A 21940-nucleotide genomic window follows, 5' to 3' on the forward strand; every position below is an offset into this window, starting at 1 on the left:
GGGCATCCGTAAGCCATGTCGGACGGCGTCTCACCGCTCACCGCGGCCGAGTTGGCGCAGAACGGCGTCTTCGAACGGCTCGCCCGCGTCGGGTACGTCGTCAACGGCGTCCTGCACCTGATCGTCGGCTATCTCGCGATCCGGGTTGCGTGCGGCGACGGCGGCACCGCCGATCAGACCGGCGCCCTGGCGACGTTGGCGGCCAAACCGGGTGGGCCGTTGGCGCTCTGGATCGCCACCGCCGCCCTTTTGGCGATGGGCCTGTGGCGGCTCGTCGAAACGGTCCTCGGCCGATCGAGCGACCGCAAGACGGAGGGCGCGTCGTCGGACGCGTCCTCGCGGGCGAAGGCCCTCGGACTGGCGGCGGTTTACCTCGCGTTCGCGTACTCGGCGTTCGGCTTCGCCCGGGGCGCGGGAAGGCCCGCGGATCAACAGAATTCGAGCATCAGCGCCCGGCTGATGGGAACGACCGCCGGCACGCTGGCGCTCGTCGCTGCCGGCGCGATCATCGTCGTGGTCGGCTGCTACCACATCCACAAGGGCGCCAGCCGCAACTTCGTCGACGACCTGCGGGGCAAGTCGGGCGACTTCGTGCGACGGCTCGGCGTGGCCGGCTACATCGGCAAGGGCATCGTGATCACCCTGACGGGCGCGCTGGTGATCGTCGCCGCCTGCCGCTCGGAGCCGAAGAAGGCCACGGGGCTCGACGGCGCGCTGAAGACGCTTGGGGCCCAACACTTCGGGGCGGCGCTGCTGATCGCCGCCGGGGTGGGGATCATCACCTACGGGCTGTACAGCTTCGTGATGGCCCGGTCGACCAAGATGTAGGCGCTATTCCACCGCGCGGTTGCGCAGCCGGTCCACCACGCCGCGCACCGCGTGCTCGGTCATGGACAGCGGCGTCATCATCACCTCGCCGACCTTCACCATGTCGTCGATGCGCCCGACGATCGTCTCCACCGGTTCGACCAGGACGATGAGTCGCCGTGCCAGGTCGTCCAGGCTGGACAGGGTGCCGTCCAGGTGATCCAGGCCGCTCTCCATGCGCTCGACCGTGGCGTTCAGGTTGGACAGGGAGGTGTTCAGCTCTTTCATGGTCCTGCTGAGGCCGTCCAGGACGTCTTCGACCTGCTCCACCGTCTTGTCGGCGTTCAACGCAGCCTGGGTGAGGGTCTTGATCCGGCTTCGCTCTTGCCCACCGCGCACGGTTCTGTCTGCCATGACCGCCATTATTACCCGGACCTACCGGGTGCGGAACTAGCTTCGCTGACCCGAGGGAAGTTTGGCCGCGGCCTCCTCGTCGAGCAGCCAGAGCGTGGTTTCGGTGCCGATCGCCCCGGCGGCCGGCACCGAAACCGGCGCGGCGCCGCCGATTGCCGCCGCCACCGCGTCGGCCTTCGAACCGCCGGAGACCATCAGCCAGACCTCCCGCGAGCGCTGAACCGCGGGCAGGGTCAGGGTGATTCGCCGGGGAGGCGGCTTGGGGGAGTCCTCGACTGGAACCACCATGCGGCTGGTTTCCACGACCGCGGGCGTGTCGGGGAACAATGAGTTGATGTGGCCCTCCGGGCCCATGCCCAGCAGGTGCACATCGAAATTCGGTGCCGGCTGGCCGGGTTCGGCGTTGGCGGCCAGCAGCTGTTCGTAGGCGAGCGCGGCCGCCGCGAGGTCGGTGCCGAATTCGCCGTCGCTGGCCGGCATCGTGTGCACGTGGCTGGACGGAATGACGATCCGGTCCAGCAGCGCCGCCCGCGCCTGCTTGTCGTTGCGCTCGTCGTCGTCTTCGGGGACGTAGCGTTCGTCGCCCCAGAACAGGTGCACCTTGGGCCAGGCGACGTCGCGTCCCACGAGGGACTCGAGCAATCCGATGCCGTTGCCGCCGCCGGTCAGCACGACGAGCGCTCGGTCCCGGGCCGCCACGGCGTCGCGGATGGAGTCGGCCAGCCGGTTGGCGGCGGCCTCGACCAGGGCTTGACTGTCGGGGAAAACTTCGATGATGGTGCTCACACGTACTGCACTTTCTCAATGCCCTCTAGCGCTGTTTGGTAGATCTCGTCGGGGTCGAGCCGCCGCAGGTCTTCGGCGAGGCACTCGCCGGTTTCCCTGCGCGGCAAGGGAAGCAGGGCCTCCGGCTTGGCGGTGCGGCTCAGTGTCGCCGTTCTGCCCTCCTGCGGCCGGCTCAAGACGATGGTCTCGCTCTTGCGGACGAGTTCCACCTTCAGGTCGCCTACCGCCCGGCGCACCGGGCCGTCGATGCGGCTGGCCAGCCAACCCGCCAGGACGTCGAGCGCCGGTTCGGTTTTCAGGCCGGACACCAGGGCCGACTCGATCGGCTCGTGGGGGGCCAGATCGACCGCGGAGGTGAGCAGCGCCCGCCAGTAGGTGATGCGGGCCCACGCCAGGTCCGTGTCGCCGGCGGTGTAGCCGGGCCGGCGGCTCCTGATCGCCGCCAGGGGATCGGTCCCCTTCGTGGCGTCGGTGATGCGCCGAATCGCCAACTTGCCCAACGGGTCCTGGGCGGGCACGGCCGGGGCGATGTCCGGCCACCACGCCACCACGGGGATGTCGGGCAGCAGGAACGGCATCACCACGCTGGCGGCGTGCCCCGCGAGCGCCCCGGACAGCTTCAGGATGACGACCTCGCTGGCGCCGGTGTCGCCGCCCGCCCGCAGCTGCGCGTCCAGGCGCGGCTCGTCGGCGTACGGGTCGCCCCGCATCGTCACGATGATCCGGCTGGGGTGCTCGTGGCTGGCGTTGTTGGCGGCCTCGAGTGACTCCTCCAGGACGGCGTCGCTGTCCGGCGCGATGATCAGCGTCAGCACCCGGCCCATCGTCACGGCGCCGACCCTTTCCCGCAGTTCGTCGAGCTTCTTGTTGACAGCGGTGGTGGTGGTGTCCGGCATGTCGATGATCAAGTGCGCCGCTCCTTTCCCCCGCAAGCGGGTGGGGTCCCCGCGGAGCCGGGGAGTACCCCCACATCACGCGGTTCTGCATCGTCGCCGGCGCGGATCACGGCCGCCGCCATTCACGCCCCGTGCGGCGCAGCATCTCGAAGGCCGACTCCGGACCCCAGGTGCCCGCCTCGTACGGCTCGGGCTTGCCGTCGGCCGCCCAGTTGTCCAGAACGGGATCCAGTATCTGCCAAGCCAATTCGACCTCTTCGTTGACCGGGAACAGCGACGGCTCGCCCAGCAGCACGTCGAGGATCAGCTGTTCGTAGGCCTCGGGCGATTCCTCGGCGAACGCCGAGCCGTAGGAGAAGTCCATGTTGACGTCGCGGACCTCCATCGCGGTGCCCGGCACCTTGGAGCCGAACCGCAGCGTGATGCCCTCGTCGGGCTGCACCCGGATGACCATCGCGTTGGCGCCGAGCTCGTCGGTCATGGTGGCGTCGAACGGCAGGTGCGGGGCGCGTTTGAAGACGAGCGCGATCTCGGTCACCCTGCGGCCCAGGCGTTTTCCGGTCCGCAGGTAGAACGGCACGCCGGCCCAGCGGCGGGTGTCCACCTCGAGCGTGATGGCGGCGAAGGTCTCGGTGGTGGAGTCCTTGGCGAACCCCTCCTCGTCGAGCAGCCCGACCACCTTCTCGCCACCCTGCCAGCCGCCGGTGTATTGGCCTCGGCTGGTGGTCTCGTCCAGCGGCTGCGCCAACTGAGTGGCCGAGAGCACCTTGATCTTCTCGGTCTGCAACGCCGCCGGGTTGAAGCTGACCGGCTCCTCCATCGCGGTCAGCGCCAGCAGCTGCATCAGGTGGTTCTGGATGACGTCGCGGGCGGCGCCGATGCCGTCGTAATAGCCTGCGCGCCCGCCCAATCCGATGTCCTCGGCCATGGTGATCTGTACGTGATCCACGTAGTGCGCGTTCCAGATCGGGTCGAACAACTGATTGGCGAACCGCAGCGCCAGGATGTTGCGAACCGTCTCCTTGCCCAGGTAGTGGTCGATGCGGAACACCGCCTCCTCGGGGAAGACGGCGTTGACGGCATGGTTCAGGTCCTGCGCGCTCTCGAGGTCGTGCCCGAAGGGCTTCTCGATCACCACCCGGCTCCAGCGATCGCCCTGCGGTCGGGCCAGCCCGGACTTGTGCAGCTGTTCGCACACCACGGGAAAGGACTTGGGCGGGATGGCCAGGTAGAAGGCGTGGTTGCCGCCGGTGCCGCGCTCGGCGTCCAGCTTGTCCAGGGTCTCGGCCAGCCGGGCGAACGACGCGTCGTCGTCGAAAGACCCTGGCACGAAACGGAATCCCTCGGCCAGCCGCTCCCAGTTCTCCTCCCGGAAGGGCGTGCGGCAGTGATCCTTGACGGCCTGGTAGACCACCTTGCGGAAGTCCTGGGTTTCCCAGTCCCGGCGCGCGAACCCCACCAGCGAGAAGCTCGGCGGCAGCAGCCCGCGGTTGGCCAGGTCGTAGATGGCCGGCATCACCTTTTTGCGGGCCAGGTCGCCGGTGACCCCGAAGATCACCATGCCGCACGGGCCCGCGATGCGCGGCAGTCGCTTGTCGCGCTTGTCCCGTAACGGGTTATGCCATTGTTCAGCGGTACGAGCAGGGCTCATTTCGAGGCGGAGTCCAGCTGCTTTTGCGTCTCCTCCAGCAGCTCGGTCCAGGACTCCACGAACTTCTCCACGCCCTCGTTCTCCAGCACTTTGAACACGTCGGTGAGGTCGATCCCGATCCCGGCCAGCTTGTCGAACACCTCTTGGGCGGCCGACGCGGTGCCGGTGACGGTGTCACCCTTGATCTCACCGTGGTCGGCGACGGCGTCAATCGTCTTCTCCGGCATGGTGTTCACCGTGTTCGGTGCGACCAGCTCGGTGACGTAGAGGGTGTCGGAGTAGTCGGGGTTCTTGACCCCGGTCGACGCCCACAGCGGACGCTGCACGCGGGCCCCGTCGCCCTTGAGCGCCTCGTAGCGATCGCCGCCCTCGAAGACCTCCTGGTAGGCCGCGTAGGCCAGCCGGGCGTTGGCCACTCCGGCCTGTCCGCGCAACGCCGACGCCTCCTCGGAACCGATCTTTTCCAGGCGCTTGTCCACCTCGGTGTCCACCCGGGACACGAAAAACGAAGCGACGGAATGGATCTTGGACAGGTCGTGACCGGCCTCGCGGGCCTTCTCCAGGCCGGCCAGGTAGGCGTCCATCACCTGGCGGTGCCGCTCGACGGAGAAGATCAGCGTGACGTTGACCGAAATGCCCTCCGCAAGGGTGGCGGTGATAGCCGGAATCCCGGCCTTGGTCGCCGGAATTTTGATGAACAGGTTGGGCCGGTCGACGATCTTCCACAGCTCGACGGCCTGCGCGGTGGTCTTGTCGGTCTCGGCGGCGAGGCGCGGGTCGACCTCGATCGACACCCTGCCGTCGACACCGTCGGAGGCTTCCCACTGCGGCCGCAGCACGTCGCACGCGTTACGCACGTCGTCGGTGGTGACCGTGCGGATGGTGGCGTCCACGTCGGCGCCGCGCTCGGCCAGCTCGGTGATCTGGTCGTTGTAGGTGTCGCTGTCGGCCAGCGCCTTCTGGAAGATCGACGGGTTGGTCGTCACTCCCACAACGCTTTTGGTGTCGATCAGCTCCTGCAGGTTGCCCGACTGCAGCCGCTGGCGCGACAGGTCATCCAGCCACACGGATACGCCCGCGGCGGACAGCGCCGCCAGGTTGGGGTTCTGGGTCATGTGAATCACCCTTTCTCAGTTGTCCACTACCTGTTCCGCGGCGGCCGCGACGGCTTCTGCTGTGAAACCGAATTCACGGAACAAAGTCTTGTAGTCGGCGGATTCGCCGTAGTGCTCGATCGACACGATCCTGCCGGTGTCGCCGACGAGCTTGTGCCAGGACTGCGCCACGCCCGCTTCGACGGCCACCCGGGCCGACACCGACGGCGGCAGCACGCTGTCGCGGTAGTCCTCGGGCTGCGATTCGAACCACTCCACACACGGCATAGAAACCACCCGCGCGACGATGTCCTTGTCCGCCAACAACTTCTGGGCCTCGACCGCGAGCTGAACCTCCGAGCCGGTGGCGATCAACACGACGTCGGGATCCTCGGTGCCCTGGTCGCCGAGGATGTAGCCGCCACGGGCCACCCCCTCGACGCTGGTGCCCTCGAGCACCGGCACCCCCTGGCGGGTCAGGATCAGCCCGACGGGGCCGCTGCCGTTGCCGCGGGCCAGGATCGTGCGCCACGCGTAGGCGGTCTCGTTGGCGTCGGCCGGGCGCACCACCGACAGCTTGGGGATGGCGCGCAGCGCCGCGAGGTGCTCGATCGGCTGGTGGGTGGGACCGTCCTCGCCGAGCCCGATGGAATCGTGCGTCCACACGTAGATCGTGTCGATGTCCATCAGCGCGGCCAGTCGCACGGCCGGGCGCATGTAGTCGGAGAACTGCAAGAACGTGCCGCCGTAAGCCCGCGTGGGGCCGTGCAGGACGATGCCGGACAGGATGGCGGCCATCGCGTGTTCCCGGACGCCGAAGTGCAGCGTGCGACCGTACCAGTCGGCGGTGTAGTCCTTTGTCGAAATCGACGGCGGGCCAAACGATTTGACGCCGTCCATGGTGGTGTTGTTGCTGCCCGCGAGGTCGGCCGAGCCGCCCCACAGCTCGGGCAGCTTCGACGCGAGCGCCGACAGCACCTTGCCCGAGGCGGCCCGGGTGGCCAACGGCTTGTCTTCCGTTGTCCAGGTGGGGATGTCGGCGTCCCAGCCGTCGGGCAACTCCTCGGCGGTCAGGCGGTCCAGCAGCGACTTGCGGTCCGGTTCGCGCTCCGCCCACGCGTCGAAGTCCGCCTGCCACTTCTCGTGCGCTTCCTTGCCCCGGTCCACCAGCTTGCGGGTGTGGGCGATGACCTCGTCGCGCACCTCGAACTTCTTCTCGGGGTCGAAGCCGAGGATCTCCTTGACGGCCGCGACCTCCTCGTCGCCCAGCGCCGCGCCGTGCGCCTTACCGGTGTTCATCAGCTTGGGCGCGGGGTAGCCGATGATGGTGCGCAGCGAGATGAACGACGGCCGGTCGGTGACGGCCTTGGCGTTGGCGATGGCCTCCTCGATGGCGACGACGTTCTCGCCGCCCTCCACCTCCTGCACGTGCCAGCCGTAGGCGCGGTAGCGCGCGGCGGTGTCCTCGCACAGCGCGATGTCGGTGTCGTCCTCGATCGAGATCTCGTTGTGGTCGTAGAAGACGATCAGGTTGCCCAGCTGCTGGACGGCGGCCAGCGACGAGGCCTCCGAGGTGACACCTTCCTCGATGTCGCCGTCGGAGGCGATCACGTAGATGAAGTGGTCGAACGGGCTGGTGCCGGGCGCGGCGTCCGGGTCGAACAGCCCGCGCTCGTAGCGCGAGGCCATCGCCATGCCGACCGCCGAGGCCAGGCCCTGGCCCAGCGGACCGGTGGTGATCTCAACACCCTTGGTGTGCCGGAACTCTGGATGCCCCGGCGTCTTGGATCCCCACGTCCGCAGCGACTCGATGTCACTCAGCTCCAGCCCGAACCCACCCAGGTACAGCTGGATGTACAGCGTCAGGCTGCTGTGCCCGCAGGACAGGACGAACCGGTCGCGGCCCAGCCAATAGGTGTCGCTGGGATCGTGCCGCATCGTGCGCTGGAAAAGCGTGTAGGCCAGTGGAGCCAGGCTCATCGCCGTTCCGGGATGTCCGTTGCCGACCTTCTGGACCGCGTCGGCGGCCAGCACGCGAATCGTGTCGACGGCGGCCGAGTCGATCTCGGACCAGTCGTCGGGGAGGTGCGGTTGGGTCAGCGTGGAGATCTCTTCGAGTGTGGTCACAGACTCAGTCCTTGGGGTCATCGAGCCGATCAATCCCACCCTAGTGCGGGACGGCCGGCTCTTGCAGTGCAGGATTTCGGGTACCCGTTGCCGGCTGTTGTGAAAATTACGCGGTGCCCCTCGACCCGTAACATTCAGTTCGGAAATCTGGGAGAAGTCTGGGTGAATAGACCCTGCGGGCAGGCCGACACCGGCCCGCGGTCTACCATCGTGCGTAGTAGATGCTGCGCGTGTTGCGACCCCAAGGAGTTATTGCGTGAGCGTTCGCGGGCGCGTCGCCCCGAGCCAGGTAACGAGCCGAGTTCACGGCACGGTGCTGGCGTATTTGGCGCTGACCAAGCCGCGGGTCATCGAGCTGCTGCTGGTCACCACCATCCCGGCGATGCTGCTGGCCCACCGCGGGAGCGTGAACCCGCTGCTGATCCTCAACACGTTGGTCGGCGGGATGCTGGCCGCCGGGGGCGCCAACACGCTCAACTGTGTGGCCGACGCGGACATCGACAAGGTGATGAAGCGCACCGCGCGCCGGCCGCTGGCCAGGGCTGCGGTCCCGCGCAGCCACGCGCTGGTGTTCGGGTTGGCGCTGTCGGTGGCGTCGTTCTTCTGGCTGTGGTGGACGACGAACATGCTGTCGGCACACCTGGCCGGCGCCACCATCGCCTTCTACGTGCTGGTTTACACGCTGCTGCTCAAGCGCCGCACCTCGCAGAACGTGGTGTGGGGCGGCGCGGCCGGCTGCATGCCGGTAATGATCGGCTGGTCGGCGGTCACCGGCACCATCGGCTGGCCGGCGCTGGTGATGTTCGCGATCATCTTCTTCTGGACGCCGCCGCACACCTGGGCGCTGGCGATGCGTTACAAGGACGACTACAAGGCGGCCGGCGTCCCGATGCTGCCCGCCGTGGCGACCGAGCGCCAGGTCACCAAGCAGATTCTGATCTACACCTGGCTGACGGTGGCGGCCACGCTCGCGCTGGCGCTGGCCGCCGGCTGGCTGTACGCGGCGGTCGCCGTGGTGGCCGGGGTGTGGTTCCTGGCGATGGCCCACCAGCTCTACGCCGGGGTGCGCGCCGGCGAGCCGGTCAAGCCGCTGCGGCTGTTCCTGCAGTCGAACAACTATCTCGCGGTGGTGTTCTGCGCGTTGGCGGTCGACTCGGTGATCGCCCTGCCGCACCTGTTCTGACAGCGGCTCGGACCTAGGGCAGCAGCACGATCGAGCCGGCCGTCTTGCGCCCCTGAAGGTCCTGGTGGGCGCGGGTGGCTTCGGCCAGCGGATAGCGCCCACCGACCTCGATGGTGATGGCCCCGCCGGCGATCGCGTCGAACAGTTCCTCCGCCCGCCAGCTGAATTCCTGGCCGGTGCGAATGAAGTGGGCCAGCGACGGCCGGGTCAAGAACACCGAACCGGCGGCGTTGAGCCGCTGCGGATCGAACGGCGGAACGGGCCCGCTGGCCGCACCGAACAGCGCCAGCGTGCCCCGCACCGCGAGGCTGGCCAGGCTGGCGTCGAAGGTGGTGGCGCCCACGCCGTCGTACACGGCCTCGACGCCCGCGCCGTCGGTGAGCCCGCGAATCTGCCCGCCGAATTCCTCCGCGTCGTCGGGGTAGGACAGCACCTCGTCGGCGCCGGCCTGGCGAGACAACCGGGCCTTCTCCGGGGTGGAGACCGTGGTGATGACCCGCGCGCCCAGCAGACGAGCCCACTGCGTCAGGATCAGCCCGACCCCGCCCGCTCCGGCGTGCACCAGCACCGTGTCGCCCGCCTGCACCGGATACACCGACTTCACCAGGTAGTGCGCGGTCAACCCCTTCAGGAGCACCGACGCGGCCACGTCGGCACTCACGCCGTCGGGCACGTGCGCCGTCAAAAAGGCTGGGGCAGTGGCGTATTCGGCGTATCCGCCGGACGCCGACGCGCTGACCACCCGGTCGCCGACGCGGAAGCCGTCGACATCGTCACCGGTCGCCGCGACCGTGCCGCACAGCTCGGAACCGAGGATGAACGGCAGCTCTCGCGGGTATTGCCCGGAGCGGAAATAGGTGTCGATGTAGTTGACCCCGATCGCCTCGGCCTGGATCAGGACCTCGGCGGGCCCCGGCGTGGGCTGCGGGGCATCGACGTAGCGCAGCACCTCGGGGCCGCCGGTTTCGCTGACTTCGATCGCGTGCATGCGCCTATCATGCCCGGGCATGAAGCTCGCTCGCCCGGACGTCTTCCATCCCCGCATCGTTCTGGCGGGGCCGGACGACGATCCGGGCGTGGTCGCGGCCCTGCGGCGGCGCGGTCTGCACGCGCGCTGGCTGCCCTGGGACGACCCGGCGACGCTGCGCGCTGATCTGGTGATCCTGCGCACCAAACCCGACGAACCCGCCCGGCGCGACGAATTCCTCGCCTGGATCCGGCGGGTGCGCCACCTGCTCAACCCACCCGACGCGGTCGCTTGGAACCTCGATGAGCGGTATCTGCGCGACCTGGCGGACGCCGGGGTGCCGACGCTACCGGGCGGCACGGCGCAATCGGCGTTGATCTATTTGGCGGGCAAGCGATCACACGCGTGTCCGGACGAGCCGGAGTTCGAATCGTGGGACCTTGGTTACGCCGCGCTCGCGTCGGCCGCCGCGCAAGCCGGCATCGCCGCGCACGAGTTGCTGTACGCGCGCGCGGACGTGCAGGGGGACCGACTGGTGGGGCTCGACCTCGTCGCGCCGTCGCTGGGCTGGGCGCACCTCGACCCCGCCACCCGCGAGCTTGCCCAGCGCGAGTTCGCACTGGCCGTCGAGTCAGCCTGCGAGCGGCTCGGGCTCGGCCCTCTCTCGCATCGACGCCCATAGCGCGGCGGTCGCCGCGGTGCAGGCCGCGGCCCCGGCCACGTGCAACGCGACCAGCGCGGCGGGTACCCCGGTGAAGTATTGGGCGGTGCCGACGGCGGCCTGCGCGCACACCAGGGCGAGCAGCACGACCAGCCGCCGAAGGATGGGCCGCCCGGCGTGCACGGCCAGCAGGCCGAAGCCCAGCCCGACGATCAGCGCGAGGTAGGCGACCAGCAGCGAGGAGTGCGCGTGCACCAGGGTGTCCACCGCGACCTTGAGCCGTGGCACCGTCCGGGTGGGGCTGCGGTCACCGGCGTGCGGGCCGGCTGCCGTCACCAGCGTGCCGGTGACCAGCACCACGGCCAGGTCCAGCCCGATCAGCGCCGTCAGGGCGCGCAGCGGCCGGGGCACGCGCCGGTGCAGCACCCCGTCGTCAGGCTCGCCGATCTTGACGTACAGCAACACCGACAGCCACACCATCGTCATCGAGGTGAGCAAGTGAATGGCCACCGTCCACCACAGCAGCCCGGTGCGCACGGTGATGCCGCCGATGACGGCCTGCACCACCGTCGACACCGGCATCAGCCACGCGTACACCAGGACCTCGGTGCGGCGGCGGGCGCGGGTCACGGCCAGCACGGCCAGGGCCGCGGCGACCACCACCGCGAAGGTGATCATGCGATTGCCGAACTCGACCGCCTGGTGGATGCGCGGTACCTCGGCGTGGGCGACGGGCGTGAAGCTGCCCGGAAAGCACTGCGGCCAGGTGGGACACCCCAGCCCCGAGGCGGTGACTCGGACGATCGCCCCGGTGACGGCGATGCCGCCCTGCGTGAGGATGACGGCCGCGGCGATGAGGCGCTGTACGCGCACGCTGGGGTCGGGGAGGAGGTCCACCAACCGCCTCAGCGTTCGTCCCACGGGCATGGCCCGATGGTAGGCCACAGAAAACTACACGCTGTAGTACGCCCTCGCGGCGCGAGACTGAAACCACGCACACCCGCCACGGCGTGTCGTGTGCGTGGTTTACGTGTCGCGGACGGGTTGGGCCAGCGCGTCAGGTGAAGCGGAACCAGCGCCGCGCGGCCAGCGCGGCGAGCGTGCCCCACGCAGCCAGGACGACGATGCCGAACCAGTCCACCGACAGGGCCATCGCCTGCGACAGGGCCTCGGTCAGCGCCCCGGACGGGGTGAGCCGGGCCGCCCACTTGACCCCGGTCGGGATCATCCCGCTCTCCACGGTCAGCGCGCCCAGACCGGCGAACACGAACCACAGCAGATTGGCCACCGCGAGGACGATCTCGGCGCGCAGCGTCCCGCCGAGCAACAGCCCCAGGGCCGCGAAACCCGCGGTGCCCAGCGCGATGACCGCCGCGCCCAGCGCCAACGCGGCCAGGGCGGGCCGCCAGCCCAGCGCAAAACCGATGGCGCCCAACAGGATTGCCTGCAAAAACACCACCGTCACCACGGCCAGGGATTTGCCGGCGATGATGCCCCAGACCGGCAGCGGGGTCGCGCCCAACCGCTTGAGCGCGCCGTAGCGGCGGTCGAAGGCGACCGCGATGGCCTGGCCGGTGAAGGCGGTCGAGATCACCGCGAGGGCCATGATGGCCGGGACGAAGGTGGCGGCGCGGTTGTGCCCGAAGGAGCCGAACGGCAGCAGGGTTAGCCCGACGAGCAGCGTGATCGGGATGAACATGGTCAGCAGCAGCTGCTCGCCGTTGCGCAGCAGCAGCTTGAGCTCCAGGCCGAACTGCGCGGCCAGCATCCGCGGCACGGCGCTGGGCCTCGGGTCGGGGGTGAAGGTTCCGGCGGGGAAGACGTTCGATTCGGTCACTGCCGCAACTTCCTGCCGGTGAGGTCGAGGAACACGTCCTCGAGGCTGCGCTGCTCGACGCGCATGTCGGTGGCCAGCACGTCGATCCGCGCGCACCACGCGGTGACGGTGGCCAGCACCTGCGGGTCGACGGGTCCCTCGACCAGGTACTCGCCCGGCGTCACCTCGCTGGCCCGGTATTCCTCGGGCAGCGCGGCGGTCAGCAGCGACAGGTCGAGGCGCGGTGGCGCGGTGAACCGCAGCTCGTCCTTGGCGCCGGTGCGCATCAGCTCGGCCGGCGTGCCCGCGGCTACCGTCGCGCCGTGGTCGATGATGACCAGCCGATCGGCGAGCTCCTCGGCCTCCTTGAGTTGGTGGGTGGTCAGCAGCACGGTCACGCCGTCGCGCCGCAGCGCGTCGATCAGCTCCCAGACCAGCAGCCGGGCGTGGGCGTCCATGCCGGCGGTGGGTTCGTCGAGGAAGACCAGTTCGGGGCGGCCGACCAGCGCGCAGGCCAGCGCGAGCCGCTGCTGCTGCCCTCCGGAGAGCCGTCGGTAGGTGGTGCGGGCGGCGTCGGTGAGGCCCAGGGTGTCCAGCAGCCAGGCCGGGTCCAGCGGGTCGGCGGCGTAGGACGCGACCAAGTTGAGCATCTCGCCCGCGCGGGCGCTGGGGTAGCCGCCGCCGCCCTGCAGCATCACCCCGATGCGCGTGCGCAGGCGCGAGTTGTCGGCGATGGGGTCCAGCCCGAGCACCTCGATGGTGCCGGCGTCGGGGCGCACGAAGCCCTCGCACATCTCGACCGTCGTGGTCTTGCCGGCGCCGTTGGGCCCCAGCAGGGCCAGCACTTCGGCGGCGTGCACCTCGAGGTCGAGATCGGCGACGGCCGTGGTGGATCCGTAGTGCTTGCTCACCCCGCGCAGCCGCACGACTGTTTCAGGAAGGTCCGAGCTCACGTGGAATCAGCGTAGGCGTCAGGTATCGCCTCGGGATTGGGGGTCTGCGTGGGATCGGGCGCCGGCGCGGCCCCGGCGGCCGGCTGCGGGGTCTCGCCGCCCTCGGTGGGGAGTCGCCGCCACGGCAGGCGGGTGTACGTCAGCGCGATGAGCACCACCACGATGAGGGTGCTGGCCAGGGTGGCGTCGACGATCTGGAACAGCGCAAAGCGGTCCCCGTTGGCGGTCGGGCCGAAGATGCCGACGACGAGGGTGATGACGATGACCGCGACCCGGAATCCGGTGCGGGTTGCCCAGGCGGCCAACGGGATGATCGCCCACAGCAGGTACCAGGGCTGTACGACGGGGAACAGCAGCACGGTGACGCCCAGCGCCACGCCCAGGCCGCCGATCGGGTGCAACCGGCCGCGGAAGACGGCCACCAGCAGCCAGCCCACCATTACGGTGATGATCAGCACGCCGATGGCGCGGGTGAGCCCCAGCACCGCGGTGGTGTGGTCGCCGAGTCCCAGCAGGATGCCGACCTGCCCGGTGCCCAGGGCCAGCAGGGTGGGTGGCGACATCCAGCTGCGGACGACGTTGGCGGTGCCCAGCGTGTAGATCCAGCCGAAGCCGAGGCCGCTGGCCCAGCCCACGACCGCCATCACCGCCAGCGACAGCGCGCTCATCGCACCGCCCGCCAGCAGCAGCGCGCGCAGGTTGCCCCCGCAGCGGTAGGCCAGCGCCATCGTGACGAACCCGAGCGCCAGCAGTGACGGCAGCTTCACCTGCGACGACAGCGCGATCAGGACGGCGCCGGCCAGCAGCATGCCCAACGGCTCCCAGTCGGGGCCGGGCCGCCAGGAGGCCGGGAACAGCCGCGGGGAGTCGATCCCCCGCAGCGCGAACTCGGCGCCGGCCAGCATCAGCCCCAGCATCAGCGCCTCGTTGTGGACGCCGGCCACCAGATGCATGATCAGCAGCGGATTGGCCGCGCCCAGCCACAGCGCGCTGACCTCGGCGACGCCGCAGCGGCGGGCCAGCCGGGGCGTCGCCCAGACGATCAACCCGACGCCGATCAGCTCGACCAGCCGATGGCACAGCACGGCCGCGACGATGTTCTCGCCGGTGATCGCCGAGATGCCGCGCCCGATCCACAGAAACAGCGGGCCGTAGGGCGCCGGCGTCTCGCGCCACAGGGTTGGCACCGACAGCGTGAAGACGTGCGACAGGCCCAGGCCCGACGCCGGACCCACCCGGTACGGGTCGAGCCCTTCCAGCGAGATCTGGCTCTGGGCCAGGTAGGAGTAGACGTCCTTGCTGTACATCGGGGGCGCGATGAGCAGCGGCAGGATCCACAGCATCAGGGTGCGGTCCAGGTCGCCGCGCGACATCCGCCTGCTGCCCAGCGCGAACCGGCCGAGCATCAGCCAGGCCAGCGTCATCATCACCGCCCCGGTCGTCGTCATCGTCAGGGACACGGTCTGGATGCGCGACGGCAGGTTGAGCAACCGCACGCCGAACGTGGGGTCCTGCACGACGGGACGCGCCCCGGCGCCCAGCGCGCCGATGGCCATCAGGACGGTCCCGGCGGCACCGAACCGCCGGGTGCGCTGCAGCGCGGTGAGCTCGGTATCGTTCAGCGGCGTGCCCACCGCTTGCTCGTCGCCATGCAGGCTGGCGATCGACGAGCTCAGCACGTGGTGGCGGGCTGCCATCAGAGCAGCGTAACCGCCGGGCTGGCCGGGCTCGCCTTGCCGCCGCGCGTTGTGTTGGCTGTGACCAGCGCAACGCCCGCTCAGGGGACCCTTGGTAGACCGATCCCCGGAATTGCGTCACACTGGTGTTGTGAAAATCCGAACCGGCTTCGACGACGCTACCGTGGGTGCGGCGGGCGCGTCGGTGCCGGATGGACACACCCGCCGGGCCATCGTGCGCCTGCTGGTGGAGTCCGGATCGATCACGGCCGGCGAGATCGGGGATCGGCTGGGGCTGGCGGCCGCGGGCGTGCGGCGCCACCTCGACGCCCTGATCGAGGCGGGCGACGCCGAGTCGGTGCCCGCCGCCTCCTGGCAGCAGGTGGGTCGCGGGCGACCCGCCAAGCGGTTCCGGCTCACCGCAGCGGGCCGCGCCAAGCTCGACCACGCCTACGACGACCTCGCGGCGGCGGCCATGCGGCAGCTGCGCGAGATCGGCGGCGAGGACGCCGTCCGGACGTTCGCCCGGCAACGCATCGACTCGATCCTGGCCGGCGTACCGTCGGCCGAGGGCGACGACGACGCCGAGGTCGAGGCGGCCGCCGAGCGGGTGGCCGGCGCGCTGACCAAGGCGGGTTACGTCGCCACCACGACGCGGGTCGGCGGGCCGATCCACGGCGTGCAGATCTGCCAGCACCACTGCCCGGTGTCGCACGTCGCCGAGGAATTCCCCGAGCTGTGTGAAGCCGAGCAGCAGGCCATGGCCGAGGTGCTCGGGACCCACGTGCAGCGGTTGGCGACCATCGTCAACGGAAACTGCGCCTGCACCACCCACGTGCCACTTACCCCGGCGCCCAGCCCGCGTCGCGCCGGCGACGATGCAGAGCGAAGCGATGAGGAGCAGCGGCGCAACATGACCGACACCACGAGCATCGAAGGAGCGTCGTTATGACCCTCACGCCAGAGGCCCAAAAGGCTGCCGAGCCGTTGACCCAGGAGCAGACGATCGCGTCGCTGGGCCGCTACGGCTACGGCTGGGCCGACTCCGACATCGCGGGGGCCAGCGCGCAGCGCGGGCTGTCCGAGGCGGTGGTCCGCGACATCTCGGCGAAGAAGAACGAGCCCGAGTGGATGCTGCAGACCCGGCTGAAGGCGCTGCGCATCTTCGACCGCAAGCCGATGCCCAACTGGGGCTCAGACCTCTCCGGCATCGACTTCGACAACATCAAGTACTTCGTGCGGTCCACCGAGAAGCAGGCCGCCAGTTGGGATGACCTGCCCGAGGACATCCGCAACACCTACGACCGGCTCGGCATCCCGGAGGCCGAAAAGCAACGCTTGGTCGCCGGTGTGGCCGCCCAGTACGAGTCCGAGGTGGTGTACCACCAGATCCGCGAGGACCTCGAGTCGCAGGGCGTCATCTTCCTCGACACCGACACCGGCCTGCGCGAGCACCCGGAGCTCTTCCAGCAGTACTTCGGCACCGTGATCCCGGCCGGGGACAACAAGTTCTCCGCGTTGAACACCGCTGTGTGGTCGGGTGGTTCGTTCATCTACGTGCCGCCCGGCGTGCACGTCGACATCCCGCTGCAGGCCTACTTCCGGATCAACACCGAGAACATGGGCCAGTTCGAGCGGACCCTGATCATCGTCGACGAAAACGCCTACGTGCATTACGTCGAGGGCTGCACCGCGCCCATCTACACGTCGGATTCGCTGCACTCGGCGGTGGTGGAGATCATCGTGAAGCCCGGTGGCCGTTGCCGTTACACCACGATTCAGAACTGGTCGAACAACGTCTACAACCTGGTCACCAAGCGCGCCCGCGCGGAGGCCGGCGCCACCATGGAGTGGGTCGACGGCAACATCGGGTCGAAGGTGACCATGAAGTACCCGGCCGTCTGGATGACCGGAGAGCACGCCAAGGGCGAGGTCCTCTCGGTCGCCTTCGCCGGCGAGGGTCAGCACCAGGACGCCGGCGCCAAGATGCTGCACCTGGCGCCCAATACGTCGAGCAACATCGTCTCGAAGTCGGTGGCCCGCGGCGGTGGCCGCACCTCCTACCGCGGACTGGTGCAGGTGAACAAGGGCGCCCACGGGTCCCGCTCCAGCGTGAAATGCGATGCGCTGCTGGTCGATACGATCAGCCGCAGCGACACCTACCCCTACGTCGACATCCGCGAGGACGACGTCACGATGGGCCACGAGGCCACGGTGTCCAAGGTCAGCGAGAACCAGCTGTTCTACCTGATGAGCCGCGGGCTGACCGAGGACGAGGCGATGGCGATGGTGGTGCGCGGCTTCGTCGAGCCGATCGCCAAGGAACTGCCCATGGAGTACGCCCTGGAGCTCAACCGGCTCATCGAGCTGCAGATGGAGGGCTCGGTCGGATGACCGCCACCGCTGCTGCCGCCCTGAACAAGGGCGAATTGTTCGCGTCCTTCGACGTTGACGCCTTCGAGGTGCCCAGCGGCCGCGACGAAATCTGGCGCTTCACGCCGCTGCGGCGGCTGCGCGGCCTGCACGACGGGTCGGCGCAGGCCACCGGCAGGGCGCAGATCGACGTGGCCGAGCGGCCTGGCGTGCGGGTCGAGACCGTCCGCCGCGGTGACGAGCGGCTCGGACGCGGCGGTGTGCCCACCGACCGCGTTGCGGCGCAAGCGTTTTCGTCGTTCAACTCCGCGACGGTGGTGAGCGTCGGGCGGGACACGCAGATCGCCGAGCCGGTCAACATCACCGTGACGGGCCCCGGCGCGGGCGCGGTGGCCTACGGGCACCTGCAGATCAGCGTCGCCGAGCTGGGTGAGGCGGTCGTGGTGATCGACCTGCGGGGCAGCGGAACCTACGCCGACAACGTCGAATTCATCGTCGGCGACGCCGCCCGGCTCACCGTGGTGTGGATCGCGGACTGGGCCGACGACATGGTTCACCTGTCCGCGCACCACGCCAAGCTCGGCAAGGACGCCGTGCTGCGGCACGTGGCCGTCACGCTGGGCGGCGAGGTGGTGCGGATGTCGGCCAACGTGCGCTACGCCGCCCCGGGTGGGGATGCCGAGTTGCTCGGGTTGTACTTCGCCGACGACGGGCAGCACCTGGAATCGCGGCTGCTGGTCGACCACGCGCAGCCGAACTGCAAGTCCAACGTGCTCTACAAGGGTGCGCTGCAAGGGGATCCGGCATCGCAGCGGCCCGACGCGCACGCCGTCTGGGTGGGTGACGTGCTGATCCGCGCCGAGGCCACCGACACCGACACCTTCGAGGTGAACCGCAACCTGGTGCTCACCGACGGGGCGCGCGCCGACTCGGTGCCCAACCTGGAGATCGAGACCGGCGAGATCGTCGGCGCCGGGCACGCCAGTGCCACCGGGCGTTTCGACGACGAGCAACTGTTTTACCTGCGCGCCCGCGGCATTCCCGAGGACCAGGCGCGCCGGCTGGTGGTGCGCGGATTCTTCGGCGAGATCATCTCGAAGATCGCCGTGCCGGAGATCCGGGAACGCCTCACCGCCGCCATCGAACACGAACTGGAAATCACGGAGAAGACAACAGCGTAATGACGACTTTGGAAATTAAAGACCTGCACGTCAGCGTCGAGGACCCCAACGCCCCCGAGGGCAGCCGCGAGATCGGAATCCTCAACGGCGTCAACCTGACCGTCAATTCCGGTGAGACGCATGCGGTGATGGGCCCCAACGGATCCGGCAAGTCCACGCTGTCCTACGCCATCGCCGGGCACCCGAAGTACCGGGTGACCTCAGGCTCGATCACGCTGGACGGCCAGGACGTGCTGGACATGAGCGTCGACGAACGCGCCCGCGCCGGGTTGTTCCTCGCCATGCAGTACCCCGTCGAGGTGCCGGGCGTGTCGATGTCGAACTTCCTGCGCAGCGCCGCGACCGCGGTCCGCGGCGAGCCGCCGAAACTGCGGCACTGGGTCAAGGAGGTCAAGGCGGCGATGGCCGACCTGGACATCGACCCCGCGTTCGCGGAACGCAGTGTCAACGAAGGATTTTCCGGCGGGGAGAAGAAGCGCCACGAAATCCTGCAGCTGGGCCTGCTCAAGCCGAAGATCGCCATCCTCGACGAGACCGACTCCGGCCTGGACGTGGACGCGCTGCGGGTGGTCAGCGAGGGCGTCAACCGCTACGCCGAGGCCGAGCACGCCGGCATCCTGCTGATCACCCACTACACCCGGATCCTGCGCTACATCCACCCGCAGTTCGTGCATGTGTTCGTCGGGGGCCGGATCGTCGAATCCGGCGGTCCGGAACTGGCCGACGAGCTCGAGGAGAACGGCTACGTGCGCTTCACCGCCCAGACCGATGGCGGCGACCCGCAGCGCCCGGCTTCGCCGAGCTTGCGATCGCCGCGGGCGGCCGCGGGAGCGTAAGCATGACCGCACTGGACGTCGACGCCATCCGCGCTGACTTTCCCATCCTGAAGCGCGTGATGCGCGGCGGAAAGCAGTTGGCGTACCTGGATTCCGGCGCGACGTCGCAACGCCCGCTGCAGGTGCTCGACGCCGAACGCGAGTTCCTGGTCACCTCCAACGGCGCGGTCCATCGCGGCGCGCACCAGCTGATGGAGGAGGCGACCGACGCCTACGAGCAGGGCCGCGCCGACGTCGCGGCGTTCGTCGGCGCCGACGCCGACGAGCTGGTCTTCACCCGAAACGCCACGGAGGCGCTGAACCTGGCGTCGTATGTGCTGGGCGACAACAGGTTTGACCGGGCCGTCGGCGAGGGCGACGTCATCGTCACCACGGAGCTCGAGCACCACGCCAACATCGTCCCGTGGCAGGAGCTGGCCCGCCGCAGCGGCGCCACCCTGCGCTGGTATGGCGTGACCGACGACGGCCGCATCGACCTGGATTCGCTGGAGCTGGACGAGCGCGTGAAGGTCATTGCGTTCAGCCATCATTCGAACGTGACCGGCGCGGTGGCGCCGGTAGCCGAGCTGGTCCGCCGCGCCAAGGCCGTCGGCGCCTTGACGGTGCTGGACGCCTGCCAGTCGGTGCCGCACGAGCCGGTCGACCTGCATGCGCTCGACGTCGACTTCGCCGCGTTCTCCGGTCATAAGATGTTGGCCCCCAACGGGGTTGGCGCCCTCTACGGCCGCCGCCAGGTGCTCTCGGAGCTGCCGCCGTTCCTCACCGGTGGGTCGATGATCGAGACCGTGACCATGGAGGCGTCGACCTACGCCCCGGCTCCGCAACGGTTCGAGGCCGGCACGCCGATGACCTCCCAGGTCGTCGGGTTGGGCGCGGCCGCACGCTATCTGGGTGCCGTCGGCATGGACGCGGTCGAGGCGCACGAGCGCGAGCTGGTCGCCGCGACCCTGGAGGGCCTGTCGGGCATCGACGGCGTGCGGATCATCGGGCCGACCGCCATGGAAAACCGCGGCTCGCCCGTCTCGTTCGTCGTTGACGGGGTGCACGCCCACGACGTCGGGCAGGTGCTCGACGACGAGGGCGTCGCGGTCCGGGTGGGGCATCACTGCGCGATGCCGCTGCACCGCCGGTTCGGCGTGGCGGCCACCGCCCGGGCGTCGTTCGCCGTGTACAACACCACCGACGAGGTCGAACGCCTGGTGGCCGGCGTGCGCCGCGCGCTGGAATTCTTTGGGAGTGACTGACGGTGCGCCTGGAGCAGATGTATCAGGACGTGATCCTCGATCACTACAAGCATCCGCAGCACCGCGGGCTGCGCGAGCCGTTCGGCGCGCAGGTGTATCACGTCAACCCGGTGTGCGGGGACGAGGTGACGCTGCGGGTCGCGCTGTCGGACGACGGCCGGCGCGTGGCCGACGTCTCCTATGACGGGCAGGGCTGCTCGATCAGCCAGGCGGCGACCTCGGTGCTCACCCAGCAGGTGATCGGTCAGACGGTGCCCGAGGCGCTGGACACCATCGCCGCGTTCACCGAAATGGTGTCCTCGCGCGGCACCGTCGAAGGCGATGAGGACGTCCTTGGCGACGGCATCGCGTTCGCCGGGGTGGCCAAATACCCGGCCCGGGTGAAATGCGCACTGCTGGGCTGGATGGCGTTCAAAGACGCGTTGGCCCAAGCTTGTTCAGACAGGGGCGCGGACTTCGAGGAGGAACAGGATGAGCGAGACCGCCGCACCGGGTGACGAATTTATTGCCGACCTCGAGGAGGCGATGCGCGACGTCGTCGACCCGGAGTTGGGCATCAACGTCGTCGACCTCGGGCTGGTCTACGGCCTCAACGTGGAAGAGGGCGACGAGGGGACCGTTGCCCTGCTCGATATGACGCTGACCTCGGCGGCCTGCCCGCTGACCGATGTCATCGAGGACCAGTCGCGCAGCGCGCTGGTCAGCAGCGGCCTGGTCGACGACCTGCGGATCAACTGGGTGTGGAACCCGCCTTGGGGCCCGGACAAGATCACCGAGGACGGCCGCGAGCAACTGCGCGCCTTGGGCTTCACCGTCTAAAGCCACCTGCCCTTCCGCTAGCCAATGGCGGCAATCCGCCGCTAAAGGTGGAAGGGCAAATGCGGCAGGTGCAGGTGGTGGTGCGGCCGCCCCATCGGCGGGCACTGTTCCAGGCTGATGGTCGTCGCCTGCAGCGCGCCTCCGTCGTTCGTGCCCTGAGCCCCCATGCACGTGCCGTTGGTGATCGCCTGGGTGTTGCTGATCGTCTGCTTCTTGTAGGACGTCGCGTCGTTGACGGTCACCGTGGTGGGGCCACCGGGACCAATCCCATTGACCGCGATCGTGTTTCCCGATACCGACGCGACCGTGCCGTAGAAACCGCCGGGTGGCGGGCACTTGCCGTCGATGGGCGCGGTGATCATGATGGTCTGCGCCGTGACGCCGGCGGGCTCGACATCCAAGTCAAACGCGGATTCGCCGACAACGAACTGAACCGGTTCCGCTACGACGACTTGT

Annotated in this window: 21 protein-coding genes and 1 pseudogene; 10 read left to right on the forward strand and 12 right to left on the reverse strand. The window is 69.2% G+C overall.

Going from position 1 to position 21940, the window contains the following annotated elements; all coding sequences use genetic code 11:
• The first annotated feature begins 15 nt into the window (after nt 1–15).
• Nucleotides 16–828, forward strand: coding sequence for a DUF1206 domain-containing protein (locus A5702_RS03755; RefSeq protein ID WP_068218388.1), 813 nt, complete (start codon nt 16–18; stop codon nt 826–828).
• Nucleotides 829–831: 3 nt separating this feature from the next.
• Here A5702_RS03755 and A5702_RS03760 read toward each other — a convergent pair whose 3' ends face one another.
• The 6 genes from A5702_RS03760 to tkt all read right to left on the reverse strand — a co-directional run bounded on the left by A5702_RS03760 (nt 832) and on the right by tkt (nt 7775).
• Nucleotides 832–1230 carry a hypothetical protein gene (locus tag A5702_RS03760; protein WP_055403476.1) on the reverse strand — a complete coding sequence of 133 codons (399 nt, stop codon included), beginning with the start codon at nt 1228–1230 and terminating at the stop codon, nt 832–834.
• A 27-nt stretch (nt 1231–1257) separates the two neighbouring features.
• The gene (pgl, locus tag A5702_RS03765; RefSeq protein WP_068218391.1) at nt 1258–2007 is read right to left on the reverse strand and encodes a 6-phosphogluconolactonase; all 750 of its coding nucleotides are present in this window, start codon (nt 2005–2007) and stop codon (nt 1258–1260) included.
• Nucleotides 2004–2915, reverse strand: coding sequence for a glucose-6-phosphate dehydrogenase assembly protein OpcA (gene opcA, locus A5702_RS03770; RefSeq protein WP_068218394.1), 912 nt, complete (start codon nt 2913–2915; stop codon nt 2004–2006). The genes pgl and opcA overlap by 4 nt, the downstream gene beginning before the upstream one ends.
• Before the next feature lie 94 nt (nt 2916–3009).
• Nucleotides 3010–4554: a glucose-6-phosphate dehydrogenase gene (gene zwf / locus A5702_RS03775; protein ID WP_067819784.1), complete on the reverse strand. Its 1545-nt coding sequence runs from the start codon at nt 4552–4554 to the stop codon at nt 3010–3012.
• Nucleotides 4551–5669, reverse strand: coding sequence for a transaldolase (gene tal, locus A5702_RS03780; RefSeq protein WP_068218398.1), 1119 nt, complete (start codon nt 5667–5669; stop codon nt 4551–4553). The genes zwf and tal overlap by 4 nt, the downstream gene beginning before the upstream one ends.
• 15 nt (nt 5670–5684) lie before the next feature.
• The gene (tkt, locus tag A5702_RS03785) at nt 5685–7775 is read right to left on the reverse strand and encodes a transketolase (RefSeq protein WP_068218401.1); all 2091 of its coding nucleotides are present in this window, start codon (nt 7773–7775) and stop codon (nt 5685–5687) included.
• 256 nt (nt 7776–8031) lie between these two features.
• Here tkt and A5702_RS03790 point away from each other — a divergent pair, with 256 nt between their 5' ends.
• Nucleotides 8032–8958, forward strand: coding sequence for a heme o synthase (locus tag A5702_RS03790; RefSeq protein ID WP_055403482.1), 927 nt, complete (start codon nt 8032–8034; stop codon nt 8956–8958).
• 13 nt (nt 8959–8971) lie between these two features.
• On the opposite strand, the gene A5702_RS03795 is transcribed toward A5702_RS03790, so the two are convergent.
• Nucleotides 8972–9946 (reverse strand): quinone oxidoreductase, encoded by a 975-nt coding sequence (locus A5702_RS03795; protein WP_068218404.1) that lies wholly within the window; start codon nt 9944–9946, stop codon nt 8972–8974.
• A 19-nt stretch (nt 9947–9965) separates the two neighbouring features.
• Between A5702_RS03795 and A5702_RS03800 the strand changes: the two genes are divergently transcribed.
• On the forward strand, nt 9966–10607 hold the full coding sequence (locus tag A5702_RS03800) for a hypothetical protein (RefSeq protein ID WP_068218407.1): 642 nt from the start codon (nt 9966–9968) through the stop codon (nt 10605–10607).
• On the opposite strand, the gene A5702_RS03805 is transcribed toward A5702_RS03800, so the two are convergent.
• From A5702_RS03805 to mptB, 4 genes are all read right to left on the reverse strand, one after another.
• Complete coding sequence (locus tag A5702_RS03805; RefSeq protein ID WP_068218410.1) at nt 10557–11513, reverse strand: heme A synthase; 957 nt, start codon at nt 11511–11513, stop codon at nt 10557–10559. The two genes, A5702_RS03800 and A5702_RS03805, sit on opposite strands and share 51 nt — an antisense overlap.
• 130 nt (nt 11514–11643) lie before the next feature.
• Nucleotides 11644–12423, reverse strand: a complete 780-nt coding sequence (locus A5702_RS03810) for an ABC transporter permease (RefSeq protein ID WP_068218414.1) — start codon at nt 12421–12423, stop codon at nt 11644–11646.
• Nucleotides 12420–13355 carry an ABC transporter ATP-binding protein gene (locus A5702_RS03815; RefSeq protein ID WP_156669476.1) on the reverse strand — a complete coding sequence of 312 codons (936 nt, stop codon included), beginning with the start codon at nt 13353–13355 and terminating at the stop codon, nt 12420–12422. The genes A5702_RS03810 and A5702_RS03815 overlap by 4 nt, the downstream gene beginning before the upstream one ends.
• Nucleotides 13352–15052 carry a polyprenol phosphomannose-dependent alpha 1,6 mannosyltransferase MptB gene (gene mptB, locus A5702_RS03820; RefSeq protein WP_067819748.1) on the reverse strand — a complete coding sequence of 567 codons (1701 nt, stop codon included), beginning with the start codon at nt 15050–15052 and terminating at the stop codon, nt 13352–13354. Before mptB ends, A5702_RS03815 begins: the two co-directional genes overlap by 4 nt.
• 91 nt (nt 15053–15143) lie before the next feature.
• Between mptB and A5702_RS03825 the strand changes: the two genes are divergently transcribed.
• From A5702_RS03825 to A5702_RS03855, 7 genes are read left to right on the forward strand one after another with little or no spacing between them, the layout of a single operon-like run.
• Nucleotides 15144–15983: a metalloregulator ArsR/SmtB family transcription factor gene (locus A5702_RS03825; protein WP_231964987.1), complete on the forward strand. Its 840-nt coding sequence runs from the start codon at nt 15144–15146 to the stop codon at nt 15981–15983.
• Complete coding sequence (gene sufB, locus A5702_RS03830) at nt 15980–17425, forward strand: Fe-S cluster assembly protein SufB (RefSeq protein ID WP_067819746.1); 1446 nt, start codon at nt 15980–15982, stop codon at nt 17423–17425. Before A5702_RS03825 ends, sufB begins: the two co-directional genes overlap by 4 nt.
• Entirely contained in the window at nt 17422–18585 is a 1164-nt protein-coding gene (gene sufD / locus A5702_RS03835; protein ID WP_068218420.1) for a Fe-S cluster assembly protein SufD, read from the forward strand. The genes sufB and sufD overlap by 4 nt, the downstream gene beginning before the upstream one ends.
• Nucleotides 18585–19421, forward strand: a complete 837-nt coding sequence (sufC, locus tag A5702_RS03840; protein WP_068218423.1) for a Fe-S cluster assembly ATPase SufC — start codon at nt 18585–18587, stop codon at nt 19419–19421. Before sufD ends, sufC begins: the two co-directional genes overlap by 1 nt.
• A gap of 2 nt (nt 19422–19423) precedes the next feature.
• A complete protein-coding gene (locus A5702_RS03845; protein WP_068218426.1) occupies nt 19424–20665 on the forward strand; it encodes a cysteine desulfurase in 1242 nt (413 codons plus the stop codon).
• Nucleotides 20662–21162 (forward strand): Fe-S cluster assembly sulfur transfer protein SufU, encoded by a 501-nt coding sequence (gene sufU / locus A5702_RS03850; protein ID WP_068218429.1) that lies wholly within the window; start codon nt 20662–20664, stop codon nt 21160–21162. Before A5702_RS03845 ends, sufU begins: the two co-directional genes overlap by 4 nt.
• The gene (locus A5702_RS03855; protein ID WP_067301280.1) at nt 21137–21484 is read left to right on the forward strand and encodes a metal-sulfur cluster assembly factor; all 348 of its coding nucleotides are present in this window, start codon (nt 21137–21139) and stop codon (nt 21482–21484) included. Before sufU ends, A5702_RS03855 begins: the two co-directional genes overlap by 26 nt.
• A gap of 41 nt (nt 21485–21525) precedes the next feature.
• On the opposite strand, the pseudogene A5702_RS03860 reads toward A5702_RS03855, so the two are convergent.
• Nucleotides 21526–21940, reverse strand: a pseudogene (locus tag A5702_RS03860) (hypothetical protein); the annotation flags it as partial.

Source organism: Mycobacterium sp. E3339 (assembly GCF_001666915.1).
Classification (GTDB): domain Bacteria; phylum Actinomycetota; class Actinomycetes; order Mycobacteriales; family Mycobacteriaceae; genus Mycobacterium.